General features: G+C 67.2%; 19 protein-coding genes and 4 pseudogenes. 12 read left to right on the forward strand and 11 right to left on the reverse strand.

The window, feature by feature from the left end:
* The first annotated feature begins 91 nt into the window (after positions 1 to 91).
* The 3 genes from ACVWWN_RS17890 (at position 92) to ACVWWN_RS17900 (ending at position 2,059) form a co-directional block, all read left to right on the forward strand.
* Complete coding sequence (locus tag ACVWWN_RS17890; RefSeq protein WP_457145053.1) at positions 92 to 940, forward strand: DegV family protein; 849 nt, start codon at positions 92 to 94, stop codon at positions 938 to 940.
* Between the two features lie 30 nt (positions 941 to 970).
* A complete protein-coding gene (locus tag ACVWWN_RS17895; RefSeq protein ID WP_457145054.1) occupies positions 971 to 1,267 on the forward strand; it encodes a hypothetical protein in 297 nt (98 codons plus the stop codon).
* A gap of 519 nt (positions 1,268 to 1,786) precedes the next feature.
* The gene (locus ACVWWN_RS17900) at positions 1,787 to 2,059 is read left to right on the forward strand and encodes a hypothetical protein (protein WP_457145055.1); all 273 of its coding nucleotides are present in this window, start codon (positions 1,787 to 1,789) and stop codon (positions 2,057 to 2,059) included.
* Between the two features lie 13 nt (positions 2,060 to 2,072).
* On the opposite strand, the gene ACVWWN_RS17905 is transcribed toward ACVWWN_RS17900, so the two are convergent.
* Positions 2,073 to 2,792 (reverse strand): GntR family transcriptional regulator, encoded by a 720-nt coding sequence (locus ACVWWN_RS17905; RefSeq protein ID WP_457145056.1) that lies wholly within the window; start codon positions 2,790 to 2,792, stop codon positions 2,073 to 2,075.
* A gap of 184 nt (positions 2,793 to 2,976) precedes the next feature.
* On the opposite strand from ACVWWN_RS17905, the gene ACVWWN_RS17910 reads away from it, so the two are divergent.
* From ACVWWN_RS17910 to ACVWWN_RS17920, 3 genes are read left to right on the forward strand one after another with little or no spacing between them, the layout of a single operon-like run.
* The gene (locus tag ACVWWN_RS17910; RefSeq protein WP_457145057.1) at positions 2,977 to 4,512 is read left to right on the forward strand and encodes an aldehyde dehydrogenase; all 1,536 of its coding nucleotides are present in this window, start codon (positions 2,977 to 2,979) and stop codon (positions 4,510 to 4,512) included.
* A gap of 1 nt (position 4,513) precedes the next feature.
* Positions 4,514 to 5,230, forward strand: coding sequence for an enoyl-CoA hydratase/isomerase family protein (locus ACVWWN_RS17915; protein WP_457145058.1), 717 nt, complete (start codon positions 4,514 to 4,516; stop codon positions 5,228 to 5,230).
* 58 nt (positions 5,231 to 5,288) lie between these two features.
* Positions 5,289 to 6,677 (forward strand): MFS transporter, encoded by a 1,389-nt coding sequence (locus ACVWWN_RS17920; protein ID WP_457145059.1) that lies wholly within the window; start codon positions 5,289 to 5,291, stop codon positions 6,675 to 6,677.
* On the opposite strand, the pseudogene ACVWWN_RS17925 reads toward ACVWWN_RS17920, so the two are convergent.
* The 6 genes and pseudogenes from ACVWWN_RS17925 to ACVWWN_RS17950 all read right to left on the reverse strand — a co-directional run bounded on the left by ACVWWN_RS17925 (position 6,655) and on the right by ACVWWN_RS17950 (position 10,294).
* A pseudogene (locus ACVWWN_RS17925) lies at positions 6,655 to 7,700 on the reverse strand (NAD(P)H-dependent amine dehydrogenase family protein). The gene ACVWWN_RS17920 and the pseudogene ACVWWN_RS17925 overlap by 23 nt on opposite strands.
* Before the next feature lie 36 nt (positions 7,701 to 7,736).
* Positions 7,737 to 7,981: pseudogene (locus tag ACVWWN_RS17930) on the reverse strand (FAD-binding protein); the annotation flags it as partial.
* A complete protein-coding gene (locus ACVWWN_RS17935) occupies positions 7,926 to 8,051 on the reverse strand; it encodes a hypothetical protein (RefSeq protein ID WP_457145060.1) in 126 nt (41 codons plus the stop codon). The pseudogene ACVWWN_RS17930 and the gene ACVWWN_RS17935, both read right to left, overlap by 56 nt.
* A gap of 21 nt (positions 8,052 to 8,072) precedes the next feature.
* A pseudogene (locus ACVWWN_RS17940) lies at positions 8,073 to 9,224 on the reverse strand (acyl-CoA dehydrogenase family protein).
* 89 nt (positions 9,225 to 9,313) lie between these two features.
* Positions 9,314 to 9,891, reverse strand: a pseudogene (locus tag ACVWWN_RS17945) (alpha/beta fold hydrolase).
* A gap of 103 nt (positions 9,892 to 9,994) precedes the next feature.
* The gene (locus ACVWWN_RS17950) at positions 9,995 to 10,294 is read right to left on the reverse strand and encodes a hypothetical protein (RefSeq protein ID WP_457145061.1); all 300 of its coding nucleotides are present in this window, start codon (positions 10,292 to 10,294) and stop codon (positions 9,995 to 9,997) included.
* A gap of 248 nt (positions 10,295 to 10,542) precedes the next feature.
* Between ACVWWN_RS17950 and ACVWWN_RS17955 the strand changes: the two genes are divergently transcribed.
* On the forward strand, positions 10,543 to 10,989 hold the full coding sequence (locus ACVWWN_RS17955; protein WP_457145062.1) for a RidA family protein: 447 nt from the start codon (positions 10,543 to 10,545) through the stop codon (positions 10,987 to 10,989).
* Between the two features lie 58 nt (positions 10,990 to 11,047).
* On the forward strand, positions 11,048 to 11,899 hold the full coding sequence (locus ACVWWN_RS17960; protein WP_457145063.1) for an SPFH domain-containing protein: 852 nt from the start codon (positions 11,048 to 11,050) through the stop codon (positions 11,897 to 11,899).
* A 39-nt stretch (positions 11,900 to 11,938) separates the two neighbouring features.
* Here the strand turns inward: ACVWWN_RS17960 and ACVWWN_RS17965 are convergent, their stop codons facing one another.
* The 3 genes from ACVWWN_RS17965 to nthB are packed head-to-tail and all read right to left on the reverse strand — an operon-like array spanning position 11,939 to position 13,453.
* Positions 11,939 to 12,229 (reverse strand): nitrile hydratase accessory protein, encoded by a 291-nt coding sequence (locus ACVWWN_RS17965; RefSeq protein WP_457145064.1) that lies wholly within the window; start codon positions 12,227 to 12,229, stop codon positions 11,939 to 11,941.
* Complete coding sequence (nthA, locus tag ACVWWN_RS17970) at positions 12,226 to 12,819, reverse strand: nitrile hydratase subunit alpha (RefSeq protein WP_457145065.1); 594 nt, start codon at positions 12,817 to 12,819, stop codon at positions 12,226 to 12,228. Before nthA ends, ACVWWN_RS17965 begins: the two co-directional genes overlap by 4 nt.
* Complete coding sequence (gene nthB / locus ACVWWN_RS17975) at positions 12,809 to 13,453, reverse strand: nitrile hydratase subunit beta (RefSeq protein ID WP_457145066.1); 645 nt, start codon at positions 13,451 to 13,453, stop codon at positions 12,809 to 12,811. The genes nthA and nthB overlap by 11 nt, the downstream gene beginning before the upstream one ends.
* A gap of 40 nt (positions 13,454 to 13,493) precedes the next feature.
* Between nthB and ACVWWN_RS17980 the strand changes: the two genes are divergently transcribed.
* Complete coding sequence (locus ACVWWN_RS17980) at positions 13,494 to 14,744, forward strand: hypothetical protein (RefSeq protein WP_457145067.1); 1,251 nt, start codon at positions 13,494 to 13,496, stop codon at positions 14,742 to 14,744.
* On the opposite strand, the gene ACVWWN_RS17985 is transcribed toward ACVWWN_RS17980, so the two are convergent.
* On the reverse strand, positions 14,708 to 15,361 hold the full coding sequence (locus ACVWWN_RS17985; protein WP_457149173.1) for a hypothetical protein: 654 nt from the start codon (positions 15,359 to 15,361) through the stop codon (positions 14,708 to 14,710). The genes ACVWWN_RS17980 and ACVWWN_RS17985 overlap by 37 nt on opposite strands.
* Before the next feature lie 152 nt (positions 15,362 to 15,513).
* Here ACVWWN_RS17985 and ACVWWN_RS17990 point away from each other — a divergent pair, with 152 nt between their 5' ends.
* The 3 genes from ACVWWN_RS17990 to holA are packed head-to-tail and all read left to right on the forward strand — an operon-like array spanning position 15,514 to position 18,838.
* A complete protein-coding gene (locus ACVWWN_RS17990) occupies positions 15,514 to 16,329 on the forward strand; it encodes a ComEA family DNA-binding protein (RefSeq protein ID WP_457145068.1) in 816 nt (271 codons plus the stop codon).
* Between the two features lie 5 nt (positions 16,330 to 16,334).
* Entirely contained in the window at positions 16,335 to 17,876 is a 1,542-nt protein-coding gene (locus ACVWWN_RS17995) for a ComEC/Rec2 family competence protein (RefSeq protein WP_457149174.1), read from the forward strand.
* Positions 17,873 to 18,838, forward strand: coding sequence for a DNA polymerase III subunit delta (gene holA, locus ACVWWN_RS18000; RefSeq protein ID WP_457145069.1), 966 nt, complete (start codon positions 17,873 to 17,875; stop codon positions 18,836 to 18,838). The genes ACVWWN_RS17995 and holA overlap by 4 nt, the downstream gene beginning before the upstream one ends.
* Positions 18,839 to 18,841 lie beyond the last annotated feature (3 nt).

An 18,841-nucleotide genomic window follows, 5' to 3' on the forward strand; every position in this document is an offset into this window, starting at 1 on the left:
CCGGAGCCGCCACGGCGGCGACATCGGACCCCGGAGCCGCCACGGCGGCGACATCGGACCCCGGAGCTGTCGGAGATTCGGACGCCTAGCGGTGGTCGTCAAGGTGGTGACCGACTCGTCCTCCCGGTTGGGTGTCGACGAGCTGAAACAGTGGGATATCCGGCAGGTGCCGTTGCACGTGCTCGTCGATGATGCCGACCTGCGCGACGGGGTCGACGAATTGCCCTACGACATTCATGAACTGCCGCGGGTCACCACGGCAGGCGCGACGCCGGTCGAGCTGATGGAGACATATCAGCAGGCCATGCAGGACAGCGACGGCGACGGAGTTGTCGCAGTCCACATTTCGGCTGCGCTGTCGAGCACGTACAGCTCGGCGGTTCAGGCGGCCAGAGAGTTCGGGCCGTCGGTTCGGGTCGTGAACACCAGGGCGGCGGCCATGGGTGTCGGGTTCACCGCACTGGCCGCGGCACGGTCCGCGGTATCGGGTGCCGACCTGGACGCCGTTGAGGCCGAGGCGCGTTCTGCCGTCACGCGCAACTATGCGTTCATCGTCGTGCACCGGCTGGACAACCTGCGGCGCAGTGGCCGGATCGGCAGGGGAGCGTCCTGGTTGGGTACCGCGCTGTCGCTCAAGCCGCTGCTCTGTCTCGACATCGACGGCCGACTGGTGCTGGATCAGCGGATTCGAACGGTCACCAAGGCGAGGGCGGCGATGGTGGATCGCGTCGCCGAAGTGATGGGTGAGCGACGAGCCAATATCGTGGTGCATCACGTCGACAACCACGACGGCGCAGATGAACTCGGCGCGGCGTTGACCGCGCGGTTGCCCCAGATCGAGTCACTGACCGTGACCGACATGGGCCCGGTGTTGTCGATCCATGTCGGGTCTGGTGCTGTCGGAGTCGTCGTGCACATCGCCGATGGTGATGGGCGCTAGCCGCGGCGAGCCTGGGCCAGCCGTGCGATTGTGACGTCCACGGCGCAGATGGCACTCGACGAACGCCATGAGTTCGCGACGTGTGCGAGAAGTGGCGGGGTCCGTGATGTCGCTATCCATACGGTCAGCTACGCCGAACCGAATACGGCGGGTCTGGTGGGGCGCATGCTCCGGGGACGGCTGTCCGCAAAGCGCATGAACGCGATCGGCGTCGCCGACTACGCCCACCGATCGCCCGAGGAGATCGTGGCGATGATGCGGGCGGGTACCGAACCACATGACCTGACAAAGGTTTCGGCGGCCGGGTCGCGCTCACCGACGGCATGATCCGTCAGCAGGGCATCCCACGGCCACTGGGGCGGCCGCGCACAATCGACCCGCAGCGCCTGTGCACCGCCTTGGATTTCGCCCGGATTGCGCCGACCATCCGGGGCGCGTGGCCGGCGCGCGTGGTGCGCCTGGTGGCCACCGACCTCGACCGGTCCCACGGCAGGGGGCCGGAGGCGCGCGGCCGCGGCGAGGCGTTGTTACTGGTGATGGCCGGCCGCGGGGCGACGTTGGCCGATTGTGGACGGTCCGGGCAAGGACGCACTGGGCCGGCGCCTCTGGCAGCGGGCGCCGGAGCAAACCCCGATCACAAAAGAATCTCAGCCGGGGCCGCGCAGGCCCTCCGAGGCGTAGGATCCAAGATCGAGCACGATCCGATAATGAAAGGTTCCTTGTAATCAACTGTGGGACAGTCACAGTGAGGAATGCATCGACAACGGGTAAACATGTTCTCTGGGAGGTATTCATCTCGGGGTAGTACCGTGCGGCACCGCCGTCATTGGTTTGGAGGTACTGATCATGACGATCTATGAAGAGCTCACAATCGCCCTCATCGTGGTGCTGGGATTGGCCACCACGGCGGCGATCTACGTCGGCCTTCTCAACTGGATGGGTGGCGCATACGTCGTCCGGTGCGCCGCGTGTCACCACCTGGCGTTCTCGTCGGCCAAGGAGGCCCGGCATTCCTGCGCCCATTGCCGCCATCCGGTGCTGATGCACCCGATCTATGCCGCACATCACCCCGGACGGCTGTCGGAGGTGCGTGTGGTGGGCGACCGCCTCAGGTACTGACGCGCCGCATTCTCTAACCGGTCAGACCCCCGCCGACGATGCCGAAAGACGTTTCGGCGCGGGTCTTTTCGGACTCGGGAGCGGTGAATTCGCCTTCGTGTTCGCTGTCGAGCAGGAATCGCAGAATGAATTCGTGCGAGGTGGCCAGGTGCGCTCGGGTCAGGTCGGCGGCGGCATTGGCGTCGCCCCGGCTCACGGCGTCGTAGATGCGCCGGTGTTCCTCGTGCAGGTGTGCCTTGTCGCCGAACACCCCGACGTGCAGGTAGAGATAGCGGTCGGTCAGCCGCCGCAGTTGCTCGGTGATCTGGATCATCCTGGGGCGATTGCCCTGCAGGTATACGAGCGCGTGGAATGCGGTGTTGCATTCCATCCACTCCGCGGGCGCCGGGTCCGCCTCCATCCGGTCGAGTAACGCCGACATCCGGGTCAGTTCCGCCCTCCCCACGTTGGGCACGGCGATGCGGGTGAGCAGGGGTTCGACCGCTTCGCGCAACTCGTAGAGCTCCTGGAGCTCCGTGACGGACAGCCTGCGCACCACCGCCGTGGCCGCGTGGGTGTCGACCAGCCCCTCGCTGGCCAGTGCCTGCAACGCGTCGCGGGCGGGCATCCGGCTCACGCCGTATTCCCCCGCGATCTTCTGCTGAGACAGTCGCGCGCCTGGCGGCAGTTCCCCGCTCAGCATCCGCTGGCGCAGGTCACGCGCGACCCGGGCGGCCGCCGATTCGTTGACCATCTGTCCTCTTTCATGCCGTTAGCCAGCCCGCGTCCGGACGCCGGTTGGCCCACATTGGCGGGTTGTCCCGGGCACATCGAAGTCTATCCCGGCCGTTTCGTATCCCTTGCGATCCGAACTGCATCGGTTTAGCGTCTTCTGTGTACGGTAGTGATAATTGGTATACAGATAGAGGATCTAACTAATGACTGTGACCGCGTCGTTCGTCGGCGGCGAAGACCAGCGTGCACCGCTGCCCACCGGTTTACTCATCGGCGGGCGCATCGTGCAGGGACGTGCGGCGCCGATCCCCGTGACCAACCCCGCGACGGGTGAAGTGTTCACCGAAGTATCGGGCGCCAGCGAAGCGGACATCGACGATGCGGTCCGCAATGCACACGACGCATTCCGCAACGGGACGTGGCGCACGATGCCGATCCACGACCGCGCGCGTTTGATCAACCGGTTCGCCGACGGGATCGATTCGCGGATGGCCGAGCTCTACCACCTCGAGACGATGAACAACGGCCGCCCGATCACCGAGACCAAGGCTCAGATCACGCGCCTGTCGGAGTGGTACCGGTACAACGCCGCGTTGCTGCTCGCCGACCGGACGTCGGTGGTGCCGATGCGCGGCGACTACCACTCCTACACCACCCGGTTCCCGCTCGGCGTCGTCGGCATCCTGTCGTCGTTCAACCATCCCATGATGATCGCCTCGAAGAGCCTCGCGCCTGCCCTGGCGACGGGAAACACCGTGGTGCTCAAGCCTTCTGAGCAAACCCCGCTGACCGCGCTGATGCTCGGCCAGATCGCGCTCGAGGCCGGTATCCCGGCCGGTGTGCTGAACGTGACCCCGGGACTCGGGCCGACCGCCGGCGCCGCGCTGACCGGCCATCGGTTGGTCAAGAAGGCCGTCTTCACCGGCGGCACCGAGCCTGGTCGGGCCATCGCGATTGCCACGGCGCAGCGGTTCGCCAAGGCCACCCTGGAACTGGGCGGCAAGTCACCGGTGCTGATCTTCGACGACACCCCGATCGACGTCGCCGCGCGCGGCGCGGCGTTCGGCGGATTCGTCGGAGCCGGCCAAACCTGCATCGCAGGCAGCAGGCTGCTGATTCAGCGCACCATCTACGACGACGTGGTCGACGAACTCTGCAAGGTGGCGGCCACCATCCGGATAGGTGATCCGGCGGATCCGACGACGCAACTCGGGCCGGTCATCTCCAGGCGGGCCCAGGACAGGATCCTCGGCTACATCGACAGCGCCACCGGTGACGGTGCGCGGATCGCGGCGGGCGGACACGCGGCGCAGGTCCCCGGGCTGCCCGGGGGGTTCTTCATCGAGCCGACGGTGCTTGCCGACGTCACCAACCAGATGCGCGTCGCCCGCGAAGAGATCTTCGGTCCCGTGGTCGTCGCCATCCCGTTCGAGGACGAGGCGCAGGCCGTCGAACTGGCCAACGACTCGGCCTTCGGGCTCGGCTCGTCCATCTGGACCCGCGACGTGGCGCGGGCCCATCGCGTCGCGGCTCAATTGGAGACCGGCATGGTGTGGGTCAACGATCATCACCGGCTCGACCCGTCCTCGCCGTGGGGCGGCGTTCGCGACAGCGGTGTCGGCAGAGAAGGCGGCTGGGAGTCGTTCAACGACTTCACCAATGTCCGGGCAGTGACCATCCGCACCGCACCCGACGACGTCGACTGGTACGGCGGCGTCGCGACGGATCGGCTGAACTGACATGGGCGAACTGGACGCGACCTCCACCGACGGCGTCCTCGAGGTGCTCGTCAACCGGCCACCCGACAATCTGCTGACCGTCGAACTGTGCGCCGAGCTGACCGAGCTGCTGTTGTCCCCGCCGGCCGGTACGCACGTGCTGCGCCTGCGCAGCACCGGCGACGTGTTCTGCCTCGGCAGGGAACGGGCGGGCAGCACGCCGGGCGATCTGCGTTCCGAAACCCAGACGTTGGTGCGCCTGCACCGCGCGCTGCGCGCGACGCCGCTGGTCACCATCGCCGAGGTACACGGCGACGCCGCGGGCTTCGGTGTCGGCCTGCTGGCGGCTTGCGATGTAGCGGTGGCGGTTTCGGGTGCATCGCTGTGGTTCCCGGAAGTCGGCATCGACCTCGCGCCCGCGCTCGTGCTCGCGTGGCTACCGCGCCTGGTGGGGGAGCGGCAGGCGTTCTGGCTGACCGCCACCGGTGAGCGGATCAGCGCGACCCGTGCCCTCGAGTTGGGTCTGGTCACCGAAGTGGTCGACTCCGCCGAGGCGCTCGCCGAGGAGGTGCGGACCCGGGTGGACGCGCTGCGGTCCCGCAATCCGCGGATTCACGCCGAGATCAAGGACATGCTGCGCGCCTGCCGCGACCTCGACGAGGACCAGGCGCTGGAACTGAGCGTCGACCGGCTCGTGGTCGGCGCGCTTCGCCGCGGCGAATCCGCAGCGACAAACTGAAGTATCGCTGCGCACTGAAACTCTCTGAGCAAGAAAGCATTTGGCAAAGGAGCCAACGATGAGCACTGCCAACCCCGGCGCCGCATCCACCTGGCACGGCGGGATCAGCCGCTATCAGTGGTCCGTGCTGGTCGCCACCACGCTCGGATGGGCGCTCGACGGGTTCGACTACAGCCTGTTCACCCAGGTCGCCGGGCCCGCGACCACCGAACTGCTGGGCCATCCCTCCACTTTCCACAGTGGGCTTGCCGTCACGGTGTTCCTGACGGGCTGGGCAGTCGGGGCGATCTTTTTCGGTGTCGTCGCCGACTATGTCGGCCGGGTGCGGGTGCTGATCACCGGCGTCCTGCTCTTCTCGGTATTCACCGCGCTCTCGGTGATCGTGGTCAACTACGCCGAGTTCGTCACGTTCCGCTTCATCGCCGGCATCGGCTCTGGTGTGGAACTGCCGATCGGTGCGGCACTGGTCGCCGAGGCGTGGGCCAGCAGCAAGCACCGCGGCAAGGCGAGCGGTGTCATGATGTCCGGGCTGGCGCTGGGCGCGTTGGTGGCCGCGGCGGTCTACAACTTCGTCGGGCACCTCGGCTGGCGGTGGACCATGGCCTTCGGTCTCATTCCGGCGCTGCTGGTGCTGTTCATCCGGCGCAACGTGCACGAGCCCGAGAGCATGGCCGACGTCAAGGCGGCCAGGGCCAGGCGCAAGGCCGAACGCGCCGCCGGGTCGGCCAAAGTGAGCAGCGACCGCTTCGTGCTGGCCCAGTTGTTCACCCCGCCGATGCTGCGGACCACGATGGCGTGCACGGTCATCTGTGTCGGTGCGCTGTTCGCGTTCTGGGGCGTCACCACCTGGACCCCGCAGAGCATCCGCGCCGTCGTCGGCCATGACACGGCAGGCGGCGACGTGGTGACGGCCGTCGCCTGGGGTACCGCGATGCTCAATATCGGTGGCGCAGTCGGTTATGCGAGTTGGGGTTTCATCGCCGACAGGATCGGCAGGAAGAACACGTTCGTGATGAGCCTGGTGATCGGCCTCGGCGCGGTGTGCATCCTGTATCCGTTCGCCGACACCTACGCCATGTACATGTGGCTGCTTCCCGTGGTCGGGTTCGGCGTCTTCGGCGTACTCGCCGGGACCGCGGTGTACTTTCCCGAGTTGTTCGGCCCGTCGGTGCGGGCGTCGGCGATGGCCGTCACCAACAGCATCGGCCGGTTGTGCACGGCCGCAGGCCCACTCGTGGCCGGCGCCATCGCGACGGGATGGTTCGACGGCGACATCGCGATGGCGGCCACGGTGATCTCGGCCCTGATGGTCATCGCGTTCATCGGCTTGGCGTTTCTGCCCGAAACCCACGGCCGCTTCCTGCACACCGAGGTCGAGAAGGAGCCCTCGGCAGGCGTCACAGGATCGATGCCGCCGACCGCGGCTATACCGCCGCGCGCCCGGTGACCGGCGGCAGGTCGGCCGCCGTCACGATGCCCGGCCCGGCGGCCACGACGGCGGGCACCGCGTTGGTCACCGGCAGCGCCGTGTAAATCATGCCCAGGCCCATGAAGCCCGGCTCGGTCCAGTCCCTGGGCGGCAGACAGTGCACGACGGTGCGCATGTTGGGCATGCCGAAGACCTGGATGACATGGCGGTGCTCCAGCGGCTTCCGCGGTTTGACGTGTTCGCCCATGATCCAGTTGAAACCCACACTGACAACGTTCTTCTCAGCGACCCAGCCGCGGTGGTAACCGTAGACCCCGGCCACGGTGCCCTTCGGGATCTGCATGAATCCGAGGTCGCTGTCGCCGGTCGCGGCCGTGGATGTCACGTCGAACGTCATCTTGTCCAGCTTGGCGCCGATCGCATCAGCCATCATCGCCGCCGATTCGGCGAACACCTCACTCTCACGCCGGACGTTCTCGGCCGGGCCCGGGGCGTCGGGGTCCTGCGAGAACCCCATCGCGGTCTGGGTTGCCGCCGATTCGTAGGTCGAGCAGTCCACCGACTCCGTGATGCGGATCTCGTCCACACGTTCACAAGAACCGCTGAGCACCATGCCGACCATGCGCGTCATGCCCGGATGCGCGCCGCTGCCGAAGATCGTCGATTTGCCCTTCTCTCATGCCTTTCGGATGCGCTCCAGATCTGCCGGCGTCTGCTTGCGGCCGGTGATCCAGGCCGCGCTCGAGCAGACGTTGACGCCCGCCTCGAGATGCCGGGCCAACTCGTCGATGTCCGGCCGCAGCGGGTTGTAGCAGCACGCGTCGGGCTTCAGCGCGATCAGCGCGTCGATGACGTTCGTTGCGGTGACGCCGGTGGGTTCGGGCGGCCCGCCAGTTCGGCGGCGCCGAGGCCGAGCTTGTCCTTGCCGTGGGCGTACACGCCGACGAGTTCCATGTCGTCGCGGCCGATGATCGCGTGCAGCGAACGCCGCCCGATGTTGCCGGTGGTCCACTGGATGACACGAAGCGGCCGGTCAGTCATGCGTCTCCTCGATGAGCCTGCAGGGTGGAGTGGACACTAACCCCGACGGTGTCCATTCACCCGTGCGGCCATGTTCTTGGCGGCGAGATGGCTGAACAACATCGACGCCCCGATCGGCCTCCCACCGCCCGGATAGGCCAGGCCGGTGACGGCCGCCATCGTGTTACCCGCGGCGTACAGCCCATTGATGGAATTGCCACGGCGTCGAGCACGCGCGCATGCCTATCAGTGACGAGTCCACCCTTGATGCCGAGATCGGACAGGCCGAACGAGGCCGAATGCGAACGTGCGCCAGCGGTCGATGTCGTTGGTCTGAACCCGGATGTAGCCGAGGCTCTTGATGTCCGTCACGTGGTTGTCCTCGTCGCCGTTTCAGATCATGGCCGCCAGCGGGCCCTGCGCGTCGATGCCCAGCGAGCTGAGCGCTGAAGCGTGGAAGGTGGTGCCGGGCACATGAATTGCGTGCGCGAGTCCGGCGTGTGCATCGCGCCAGTACCGCTGCAGCGGTTTGTCCATCCGCAGCGCGTTGCCTCCCGAGCGCGCGAAGATCTGGTCGACCGCCGTCACCGCGCGCCAGGCCGACCGCACCTGCGTGCGGCGGCCTGCGGCCCGGTCGGCGAACGACACCTCCGCGCCCCCGTCGACGATGTCGTAGATCCGGTCGGCGTTCGCCAGCAGTTCCTGGCGCGCCGCGTTGATGTCGGCGGCCGCCTCGCCGATCGCGAACATCACGTACGGGTCGTCCTTGATCGCCGTGCCTGCGGCGCCGACGCGGTCACGCTGATAGTCCAGGTATGCGGCCAACGCACCTTCGGCGATACCGATGACCGCCGCGGTGATGCCCAGCGGGAACATCGTCGACCACGGCATCAGGTAGAGCGTCTCCGTCATCCCGGCGCTGCGCTGTGCGGTGCCGTCCATCACTTCGGTCGCGTTCATCGTCCGGTACTCGGGAACGAACGCGTCACAGACGATGATGTCCTTGGAACCTGTTCCCCGCAGGCCCACCGCATTCCAGGAGTCTTCGACGATCTCGTAATCCGTGCGCGGCAGAATCATGTGTAGCATCTACTGGCATCAGCGGCTTGCCGTCGGCGTCACCGATCATGGCGCCCAGGAAATCCACTCGCAGGCGTCGGTTCCAGAACTGAACTGCCAGCGGCCGTTGAAGAGATAACCGCCGTCCACCGGCTGCGCGACGCCCTGCGGTGCATAGGGCGACGCGACCCAGGTGTCGGTATCGGCACCCCAGATCTCGTCGGCCACTCTCGGATCGGCGTACGCGAGTTGGTAGGGGTGCACACCCACCACACCGCATCTCCAGCCGGACGCGGGATCCAGGGCGGCGACCGCCATCACCGTCTCGGCGAACTCGCGGGGATGCCCCTCGAACCCGTTGTACCGCTTCGGCTGCAGCAGTCTGATCGCCCCGACCGACTTGAGGCTCTTCACCGTCTGGTCGGGCAGCTGCCCGAGCCGCTCGGCCTCGGCCGCCCCATCGCGTAACTGGTCGGCGATCCCCATCACCCTGTCGATCACCGGGTCGGCCTTGGTGTGTCCTGTCTGTCTGTCTGTCTGTCTGTCCAAGAGATGGTGGACTCCGCCGGACGCCATCATGTCCCGCCGTCCCGATCAGCGGAACCGGACTCGCGGGGCCAGTCGTCACGGCCCAGAAACGCCAGCACGGAGGCCTCGAACGCCGGCTTCGCTTCGATCATCGCCCAGTGCCCGCAGTTGGGGAACACGTAAGTTCGGCATGGGGGATGATGCGCATCGGGATGAGTGCCATGTCGAGCGGACTCACCCGGTCGTCGCGTCCCCACGTCAGCAACGTCGGGGCCGTCACCCTGTGCATCACCGCCCACGGCATCAGCTGTCGGAGGCGTGCATCGCCTCCGACATCTGACGGAACGCGGCCGTGCTGTACATCCGGCGGGCGCTCGCCAAAGTCGGTGCGTCCGTCGCCAGCGCCCAGCGCTCCCCGATGACTTCTCGGTCACCAGGGCGGGGCAACGGAATGTCGAGAAAACGTGCCGAGAATTCCGCGGAAATTTCGCCAGCCCGTCACACCGGGTCCCGAACTGTGCAGCATCAAGAGCGGAGCGCCCTGGCCCGCTTCGTGATAGCGGAGCATTCCCGCGGAGGTCGAGACCTCGCGAAGGGTAGCGTCGTGCGTCAATTCTTCTGCCATTAGCGATCCCGTCACTTGAGCGCATCGATGTGCTCGGAATTGCATCGTTACACACGACAAGGGGCCGCCCCGATGAGACGGCCCCTTGTCTTCTGCCCTGCGTTTACTTCACGTCGACGTAGATCGTCTTATCGGTAACCGTGGTGCCGAATGTGTCACCAGGAGCTCCCGAGTCGGTGCGGCTGAATGTCTGGCCGGGGCGCACAGCCACCACGGTGGCCTGATCCAGGGGCGTGGTGCCCACGCGGTTGACGATCACGTTGTAGCCCTCGGACTGCAGCTGGCTGATGGTCTGCTGGGCATTACCCGGGCCGCTGGGGGCTGCGGCGGCGGGTGCGGCCAGTCCGATCACGGCGGCGGCCAATCCGCCGGAAACTAGAGTGGCAATTCCGAACTTGTGCATGCTGATGCCTTCTTCTCGACTTCTCATTTTTCGATCGATTTTCGGACGCGCGTCTCAATGTTCAACCATCAAGATCGAGGCTTGATTCCGTCGGCGGAAAGCGAACATCCGCGCGCGGCAACAGATCTCTTCACAATCGCCAGTGGTAGTTGTCCGCATCACAACCGCCGGCGCCGAGTTAGCCGCCGCCGATGCCATCGACCAGCACCAAAGGGACTTCGGTGACGCCCGTCACCAATGGTCTAGACATGTTGGTCTACAGTATCGGGGTGAGCGACAACACAATTCGCGCATTCAAATTCACTCCTGCCGAGGGGGTGCCGCCCGCGGTAGCGCCGTTCGCACACGCAACCGCCGCCGGGCAAACGCTGTATGTGACGGGGCAGATGCCTACCGATGTCACCGGCGCCGTGGTCGGTGACTACGTCGCGATCCAGACCGATCAGGTGCTGCGGAACCTGCTACGGGTCACCGAATTGTGTGGCGGACAGCTGGCCGACGTCGTGTCCGTCCGCGCGTTCCTGATGGACTGGACCGACTACGGCGCGTTCAACGCGGCCTACGAGACCTGGTTTCCCGAGCGCCAGCCGTCACGAACGTGCGTCGGCGTCACCGGGCTGGCCGCCGGTGCTCTGGTCGAGATCGATTGGGTCTGCTGGCGAAGCGACGGCTGGGGAGCGACAATCGGATCATGAGGTCGCGCCCGCGGGGCGCAGTCGGTGTTCCGCGGGTCATTCCGTCGAGGAGGACACCATGAGCATCCTCTACACGCTCGCACCGGTCGGCGCCGCAGGCATCGGGGTGATCTGGCTGGGTCTGGCCAACATCCGGGTCGTCAAGCAGTTCGAAAAGGGCGTCGTCTTCCGGTTCGGCCGGGTGCAACCCCGCGTCCGGCAGCCCGGGCTGGCCGTGCTGATCCCGATCGCCGACCGCCTGCAGAAGGTGAACATGCAGATCATCACCTTGCCGGTGCCCGCCCAGGACGGGATAACCCGCGACAACGTGACGGTCCGGGTCGACGCGGTGATCTACTTCAAGGTCTGCGACCCGGTGCGCGCTGCCGTCGACGTGCAGGATTACATGTCGGCGATCGGCCAGGTTGCGCAGACCTCGCTGCGGTCCATCATCGGCAAGAGCAACCTCGACGACCTCCTGTCCAACCGGGAGCGGCTGAACCAGGGCCTCGAGCTGTTGATCGACAACCCCGCCTTGGGCTGGGGCATCCACATCGACCGCGTCGAGATCAAGGACGTCGTGCTGCCCGATTCCATGAAGCGGTCGATCGCGCGCCAGGCCGAGGCCGAGCGTGAGCGGCGCGCCCGGATCATCACCGCAGACGGGGAATTGCAGGCGTCCGAGAAACTCGCGCAGGCCGCGGAGGTGATGGCAGAACAGCCGGCGGCGCTGCAACTGCGCCTGCTGCAGACGGTCGTCGAGGTCGCCGCGGAGAAGAATTCGACCCTCGTGCTGCCCTTTCCCGTCGAGCTGCTGCGGTTCCTGGAGCGCTCGACGCCTGAGGGGGCGGCCGGCGCCGTGCCCGATGACGCCCGAGCCATCACACTCGACGAACCGGTCACGGGCGGGCACTCCGGGCAGGTCACCTAGCGCGATCGATGGCGGCGAGAGCTATTGGCCGACAATCGCTTAGAGCGGCGTGCGTTCGGTCGGGGCCGCAGCATCCAGGTCCGATGGCGTGGTCAATTCCAATTCGACGACCATCGACTCCAGTGCGCTGCCCCAGCTCTCGTAGTAGGGACGTTGTGGGTCCTCGGCGATCGCGTCGATCAGTCGATGCCGGAAGACATCCCAGGGCAGGCCGAGTTTCTCGACGAGCGCGACCGCGACGGCCAGCGCGCGGGCCTGCCACGGCGCTTCGAAGACGAGCTCGCCGTTGTCGCGGGGGATCGACTCGTCGTCGAGCGGCGATCCGGTCACAGCCGACGGACCCCGATCATCGAATCGCGTGTGACGACGGCCGCCAGCTGGTCCTCGGTCATCTCCCCGGTGCCGGTCGGACGCATCGGGAGCACCAGGTATCGCGCCTCGGCGCTGGAGTCCCATACCCGGATCTCGACGTGGTCTTCGATGACCGTGCCCATCTCCGCGAGGAGCTTGCGCGGTTCGCGAACTGCCCGTGACCGGTAGGCCGGGGACTTGTACCAACTGGGCGGCAGCCCGAGTACCGGCCACGGATAGCAGGAGCAGAGCGTGCACACCACGAGGTTGTGGACCTCGGGGGTGTTTTCGACCACGACCATGTGGTCGCCCTCGGGGCCGGTGAACCCGAGCGCCTTGATTGTTGCGGTGCCGTCGGTGAGGAGTCGCTGTTTGAACGCGGGATCCGTCCATGCGCGGGCGACCACCTTGGCGCCGTTCATCGGGCCGAGGGTTTCCTCGAAGGTTCGGACCATCGAGTCGACCGCATCGACGTCGAGGATGCCTTTTTCGACGAGCACCGCCTCGATCGCGGCGACCCGCGCCTCGACCGGTGCCAGGTCGGTCGGGTGGTGATGGTCAACGCTCATCGGGGTCCTGCAGGTAGCGCTCGAAGAGGTCGACGTGAATGATTTCGCCGTCGGTGCCACCATCGCCCCACAGCTCTCCGGACGTGAAGCGGACGGAATAGAGCGGGTCGCTGACGGAACCACCGCCGTGGGCCTGGACATCGTCGATGTCGGCGGCGCCGTCGACGCGCACGATCGTGCCCCTTTTGCCCTGCACGTAGCGCGGAGCTCGGGTGTGTCCGTGGGGATGCCACTGGCGGACGCGGACGTCCTCTCCGACGGAATAGCGCGGTTCGGTGCGCGGGGTGAGGTCGTCGGGCAACGCACCCCGGTCGGGCCGGGACAGCGGAAAGTGTCCCCCCGCACGGCGGTCGAGTTCATCCGCCGTGGTGATGCCCGCTTCGACGAATTGCGTGGTCAGACCCGTCAACCAGCGTTCGTAGTAGGGAGACGACAGGTAATGCACCGGGTCCATGCGCTCGATCGAGTGGCGGAACTTCCCGCCGGGGCTACCCAGCACATCCGTGGTGCCCATGAGTATCCGGAAGACGCGACGCTCCCAGTCCTCGGCGAAGAAGGCGGCGGAATCATCGTGCACGACCGGCCCGAAGCCGTCGACACCACCCATATCGTGCACACCGTCCACCTCCAGCATGTTACGACGATCGTGTTCGCCGTGATCGAACTTCCGCGCCATGCGCAACGTGTCAATGAGTGGGTGCATCAGCGAACACAACCACCTGGGGGCCGACATGCGCGCGGGTATCCGTTCGTCCGTCACGACCGGTATCGCCATCGCCGGGATCAGCGCACTGGCCGTCGCACCGGTGGCCGGTGCGGCCGAACCACCTCCCACTCAGGCCGTCGGCCCCGCAGCCCAGTCGGTCGCACCGGCACTCGGTGCCATTCCGCTGGCCTTCATTCGCAACCAGTTCCAGTACTGCAGCCTGATCTGCCCGTTCGCCGTGGAGGCCGCGATCACCGTGCCGGCCGCCACGGCCCAGGCCCCGGTGACGTTCCTGGGTTCAGTTCTGACGACGGGTGCGCCGCTCAGGGCGGTCGGCGACGCGCTGGCATCGATCACCGGGCCGGCGAACGCCGCGGCCACACCGCTGTTGAACAACGATGTCTTCCTGGTGGTACCGAAGGCGTTTCACGCGCTCGACGTCGCCATCGTGGAGGCGTTCAACGTCGGTGCCGCGGTCTTCACGCCCGGTCAGTTCCTGCAGACGGTCCAGAACGGGCGTACCAACATTCTCGGCGCCCTCGATCAGCCGGTGGGCCCGCCGACGACTCCGACGGGCGCCAGAAACATCCTGCAGGTCGCTTCCGCGGAGACGGTCAATGTCGTGACGGCGGTGGCGTTCCAGGCCGGTGAGCTACTTCTGCTCGGCGTCGTACAGGCTGCGGATGCCGGCGCACAGGAACTTGCCCGATCCGGCAACCCGGTGGCGGCCCTGGCTGCAGGTGGCGCGCAGGCGGGCAAGGTGATCGACGATGCCGCCGGGATCGTCACCTCGGCGGTCGACACCGCGGTGACCAACATTCGCGCTTCGCTTGCCGATCCCTTCCCGTCAGCGCGGACGCCGGCCCAGTTGCCGCCCACGCCGTCGGCCGAGCTTGCGGCGCAAGGCGACCGCCCACGCGATGCGAATCCCGCCGCACGTACGACCGAAAACCTGAGTCCCTCCACGAGTTCGATCAGTGACGGGTCGAAGGGTGCGACGAGTGACGGCGCAAAACGTTCGGAGCGCGGCGATTCGCGGGCTACCTCCGACGACTCGGTCGCCAAGAAGATCCCCGGACCCACACATCGACGGCAGCGCACCGATTCGGCGGGCGCCGGAGAAGGACACGGTGAACACAAGAAGGCCGGCACCGGCACGGAGCCATCTGCCCGCGCCGTCGATCATTCGGCGCGGGGTTCGTCGGCCGCAACCAGGTGATCGGGCGCGGGCCGATCGATGGACAACGCGACACCGAGCGCAAGAAAAAAGATGATGAAGAGAGATCCCCCGAGATAGAGGTTCATCGGTCCGCCGGGTGAGATGAAGCTACCCGCCGGTCCGATGATCGTGATCGTCTCGATGAGCTGCTCGACAGCGAACACCGCCGCCAGGACGCCCATCCATCTCGGAAACCGATCTTCGTTGGCCGCCAAGAGGATCGGTGCGGCAATCATGATGTCGGCGATGGTCAGAACGGGACCCCACATCGACGCGATGTCGGCGATGGTGCGCGCGGTTGCCGATCCCAGTTCTTCAGGATGCAGGGCCAGCCCGGCGCTGAACCACATGGCGATCCCCGTCTGAACCAGCAAGACCGCCGAGCCGATGGTGAAGATGTAGGCAGACGGGCCGGTCAGACGCTCGCGGGCATAGCCGAGGACCACGACAAGCGCCAGCGAGCCGAACGCGACGAGCAACGTCTGAACACGTATGACCCCCGCGTGCCGGCTGACGAACGAGACGATGTCAGAACCCGACTTGTCTATGCCGGGCAATGTCGGAATTCCAAGTAGCGCAGCGGTGTACAGCATCGCGAAACCGATGCCCGCGACCATCGGGATACGACGGTGATCCACGTTTCACCCCCAGAGGGAACGGTAGCAAGGTAGTCCAAGCATCTATCCACAGACGTGATTTCATCCACAGGCTCCTCGGCGCGTCATCGCGCTGAGGTGGTGGGGTCCGAAGCCGCATCTACCGTCAACGCATGCGAACCGAACTGCCCGTCGATCGGCTGCACCGTCGACTCGACGCAGAAGACGATTCGGAGTCCGCCGACGACGATCAGCCGGACACCTCGTTGTCGCGTTGGTTACCGGAAGCCAAGTCGGCCGAGACCGGTTGGGCCGCGGCCGTTCGTGCCGATCCGGGACGGGCCGGCGTCTTCGCGCTCGGCGTCGTCGGGGTCATCGCGGTGCTGGTGACCGTCTTTGCCTTGATTCGGGACAAGCCGCCGGCCATCTCATCGGCCAAATTACCACCGGTGCAGATGGTTTCGTCAGCCAGTCCGTCCCCGGCCGCTTCTCCTCCTGCGGAGGATCAGGATGTCGTGGTGAGCGTGGTCGGGCTGGTGCACAAGCCGGGCCTGGTCATGTTGAAGCCGGGGGCGCGGATCGCGGACGCCCTGACCGCCGCGGGCGGCACCCTGGACGGCGCGGATCTGATCGGGCTGAACATGGCCCGGCGGGTCGCCGACGGTGAACAGATCATCGTGGGTATCGGCGCGGCGCCGGGGCAGCCGACCGCGATGGGCAGTTCGGTCGCCTCAGGGCCGAGTCCGGCCGCGAGGCCGGCGGGCCCGGCGGCACCCGGAAGCCCCGCGGCGCCCGAGGGTCCGATCGACCTGAACGGCGCGACCGTGGAACAACTGGACGGGCTCCCCGGCATCGGCCCGGTCACGGCGGCGGCGATCATCGCGTGGCGTGACGCCAATGGGCGATTCACCAGCGTCGATCAACTCGGTGACGTGGACGGAATCGGTCCCGCACGGCTGGAGAAGCTGCGCGACCTCGTCCACGTATGACGTCGATGGCCGGCGATACCCCGCTCGACATCCGCTTGGTCCCGGCCGCCCTGACCGGATGGGCGGTCACCGCCTCCGGGATCCTCTGGCACGTCGGTGGTTCCATCGCCGTGACTGCGGTGGCGATGACGATCACCGCGGGCGCGGGGTGGTGGACGAATCGCGTGCACGAGTCCGCGGCCGAGGGCCGAGCGGTCCTGCGCGGCGTCGGCGCCGTCGCGGTCGCCGGGGTCGGGTTCACGATCGCCGTCGGGCTACGTGTCGACGAAGTGCGGCACCATCCGATCACCCATCACTATGGTTCGACCACCTCAGTCGTGGTGACGCCGACCGAGAGTCCGCGCGCGCTGGGTGGCGGCCGAATCATGTTCCGAGGCTCCCTCCGGTCTCTCGACGGAAGCGAAACATCGGGCCGGGTGGTGGCTTTCACCTCGGCCGGTGACTTCGCCGAGCTGACCGCCGGCCGCCCGGTAAGGTTTCAGGCGCGCATCGGCCGCCCCGCCCGACGCGATCTGACGATCGCGGTGTTGTCGGCGTCGGGCAAGCCGACCTTCGGGGAGTCGGCGCCGATCCAGCGAGTGGCGCAGCACGTCCGCAGCGGATTCGGCGCCGCGGCGCGCGCTGCCCTGCCCGCTGACCAGGCAGCCGTGCTCCCCGCGTTGGTACTCGGTGACACTGCGGCAGTCACCGGGCAGACCACCCGGGAATTCAAGACATCGGGCCTGACCCATCTGACCGCCGTGTCGGGCGCCAACGTCACCATCGTGTGCGGCACCGTGTTGCTCGCTGCCGCACTGGTGGGGCCGCGGATCGCGGTGGCTCTCGCCGCGGCCGCGCTCCTGGCGTTCGTCATCGTGGTACAGCCCTCGGCGAGCGTTCTGCGTGCCGCCGTGATGGGTGGCATCACCCTGCTGGCGGTGCTCTCGCATCGTCGCCGGCAGGCCATTCCGGTGCTCTCGGCCAGCGTGATCGTGCTGATGATCGGCGCGCCGGAACTCGCTGTCGATGTCGGTTTCGCGCTGTCGGTGTCGGCGACGGCCGCTCTGGTGGTGATCGCGCCGGCCTGGTCGCGGCGCTTGGTGGCGGGTGGCTGGCCGAAGCCGCTCGCCGATGCCGTCAGTGTTGCTGTCGCGGCGCAACTCGTCACCGCGCCGCTGGTGGCGGGGATCTCGGGAACGTTCAGCGTGGTGTCGGTCGTCGCCAATCTGGCCGTTGCGGTCGTCATTCCGCCGATCACGGTCTTCGGCACCGCCGCCGCGGCGTTGGGTCCGCTCTGGCCCTTCGGTGCCGAGATGCTGATCCGGTTCACCGGCCCCGAGCTGTGGTGGTTGCTGCGGGTCGCGCGCTGGGCCGCGGCCGTTCCCGCGGCGTCGGTGCCGGTGCCCTCCGGGCTGCTCGGTGTCATCGTCGTCGCGGCCACGGGTCTCTCGGCTGTCCTCGCATGGCGCTGGCGGTGGGTGCGGGTCTCGGCGGGTGGTGCGGCGGTCTGCTTACTCGCGTGGACGATGTCGGGACTGTCGGGCGGCCATGACACGATCGTGGGGTGAGCCAAGAGAGTGTCGACCTGCACCTGGTGCTGGGGGACGAGGAGCTGTTGGTCGAGCGCGCCGTCGGGACGGTCCTGCGTCAGGTGCGCAAGCGGGCCGGCACCGACGACGTACCGGTGGATCGACTTCGCGCCGGAGAGGTCAGCACCAGCGAGCTCGCCGAGTTGCTCAGCCCGTCGTTGTTCGCAGACGAGCGTGTCGTGGTGCTGGAGGCGGCGGCCGAAGCGGGCAAGGATGCGGTCGCCCTGATCGCCGCCGCGGCGGCCGACCTGCCCGCGGGCACCACGCTGGTCGTGGTGCACTCGGGCGGCGGCCGGGCAAAGGCGCTCGCAGATCAGCTCAAAAAGGTTGGCGCAGAAGAACATCCGTGTGCCCGCATTACCAAAGCCGCGGAGCGTGCCGACTTTGTGCGACGCGAATTCCGCGGACTGCGGGTCAAGGTCAGCGACGACACCGTGACCGCCGTGCTCGACGCGGTCGGTTCCGACATCCGCGAACTGGCGGCGGCTTGCTCGCAGCTCGTCGCCGATACCGATGGCAAGGTCGACGCCGCGGCGGTGCGCCGCTACCACTCGGGTAAGGCCGAGGTGAAGGGCTTTGACATCGCCGACAAGGCCGTCACGGGCGACGTCGCGGGCGCCGCCGAAGCGCTGCGTTGGGCGATGATGAGCGGCGAGCCGCAGGTGGTGCTGGCCGATGCGCTGGCCGAAGCCGTCCACACCATCGCCAGGGTGGGTCCGTTATCCGGCGATCCGTATCGGCTGGCCTCCGACGTGGGCATGCCGCCGTGGCGGGTGCAGAAGGCGCAGAAGCAGGCGCGTCGGTGGTCGCGCGCATCAGTGGCCGAGGCGATGCGGCTGGTTGCGGCGCTGAACGCCGACGTGAAGGGTGCCGCGGCCGACGCCGACTACGCGCTGGAAGCGGCGGTTCGAAAGGTGGCTGAGCTGGCCGCCGACGACTGACGG

This window comes from Mycobacterium sp. URHB0021 (genome assembly GCF_054057895.1).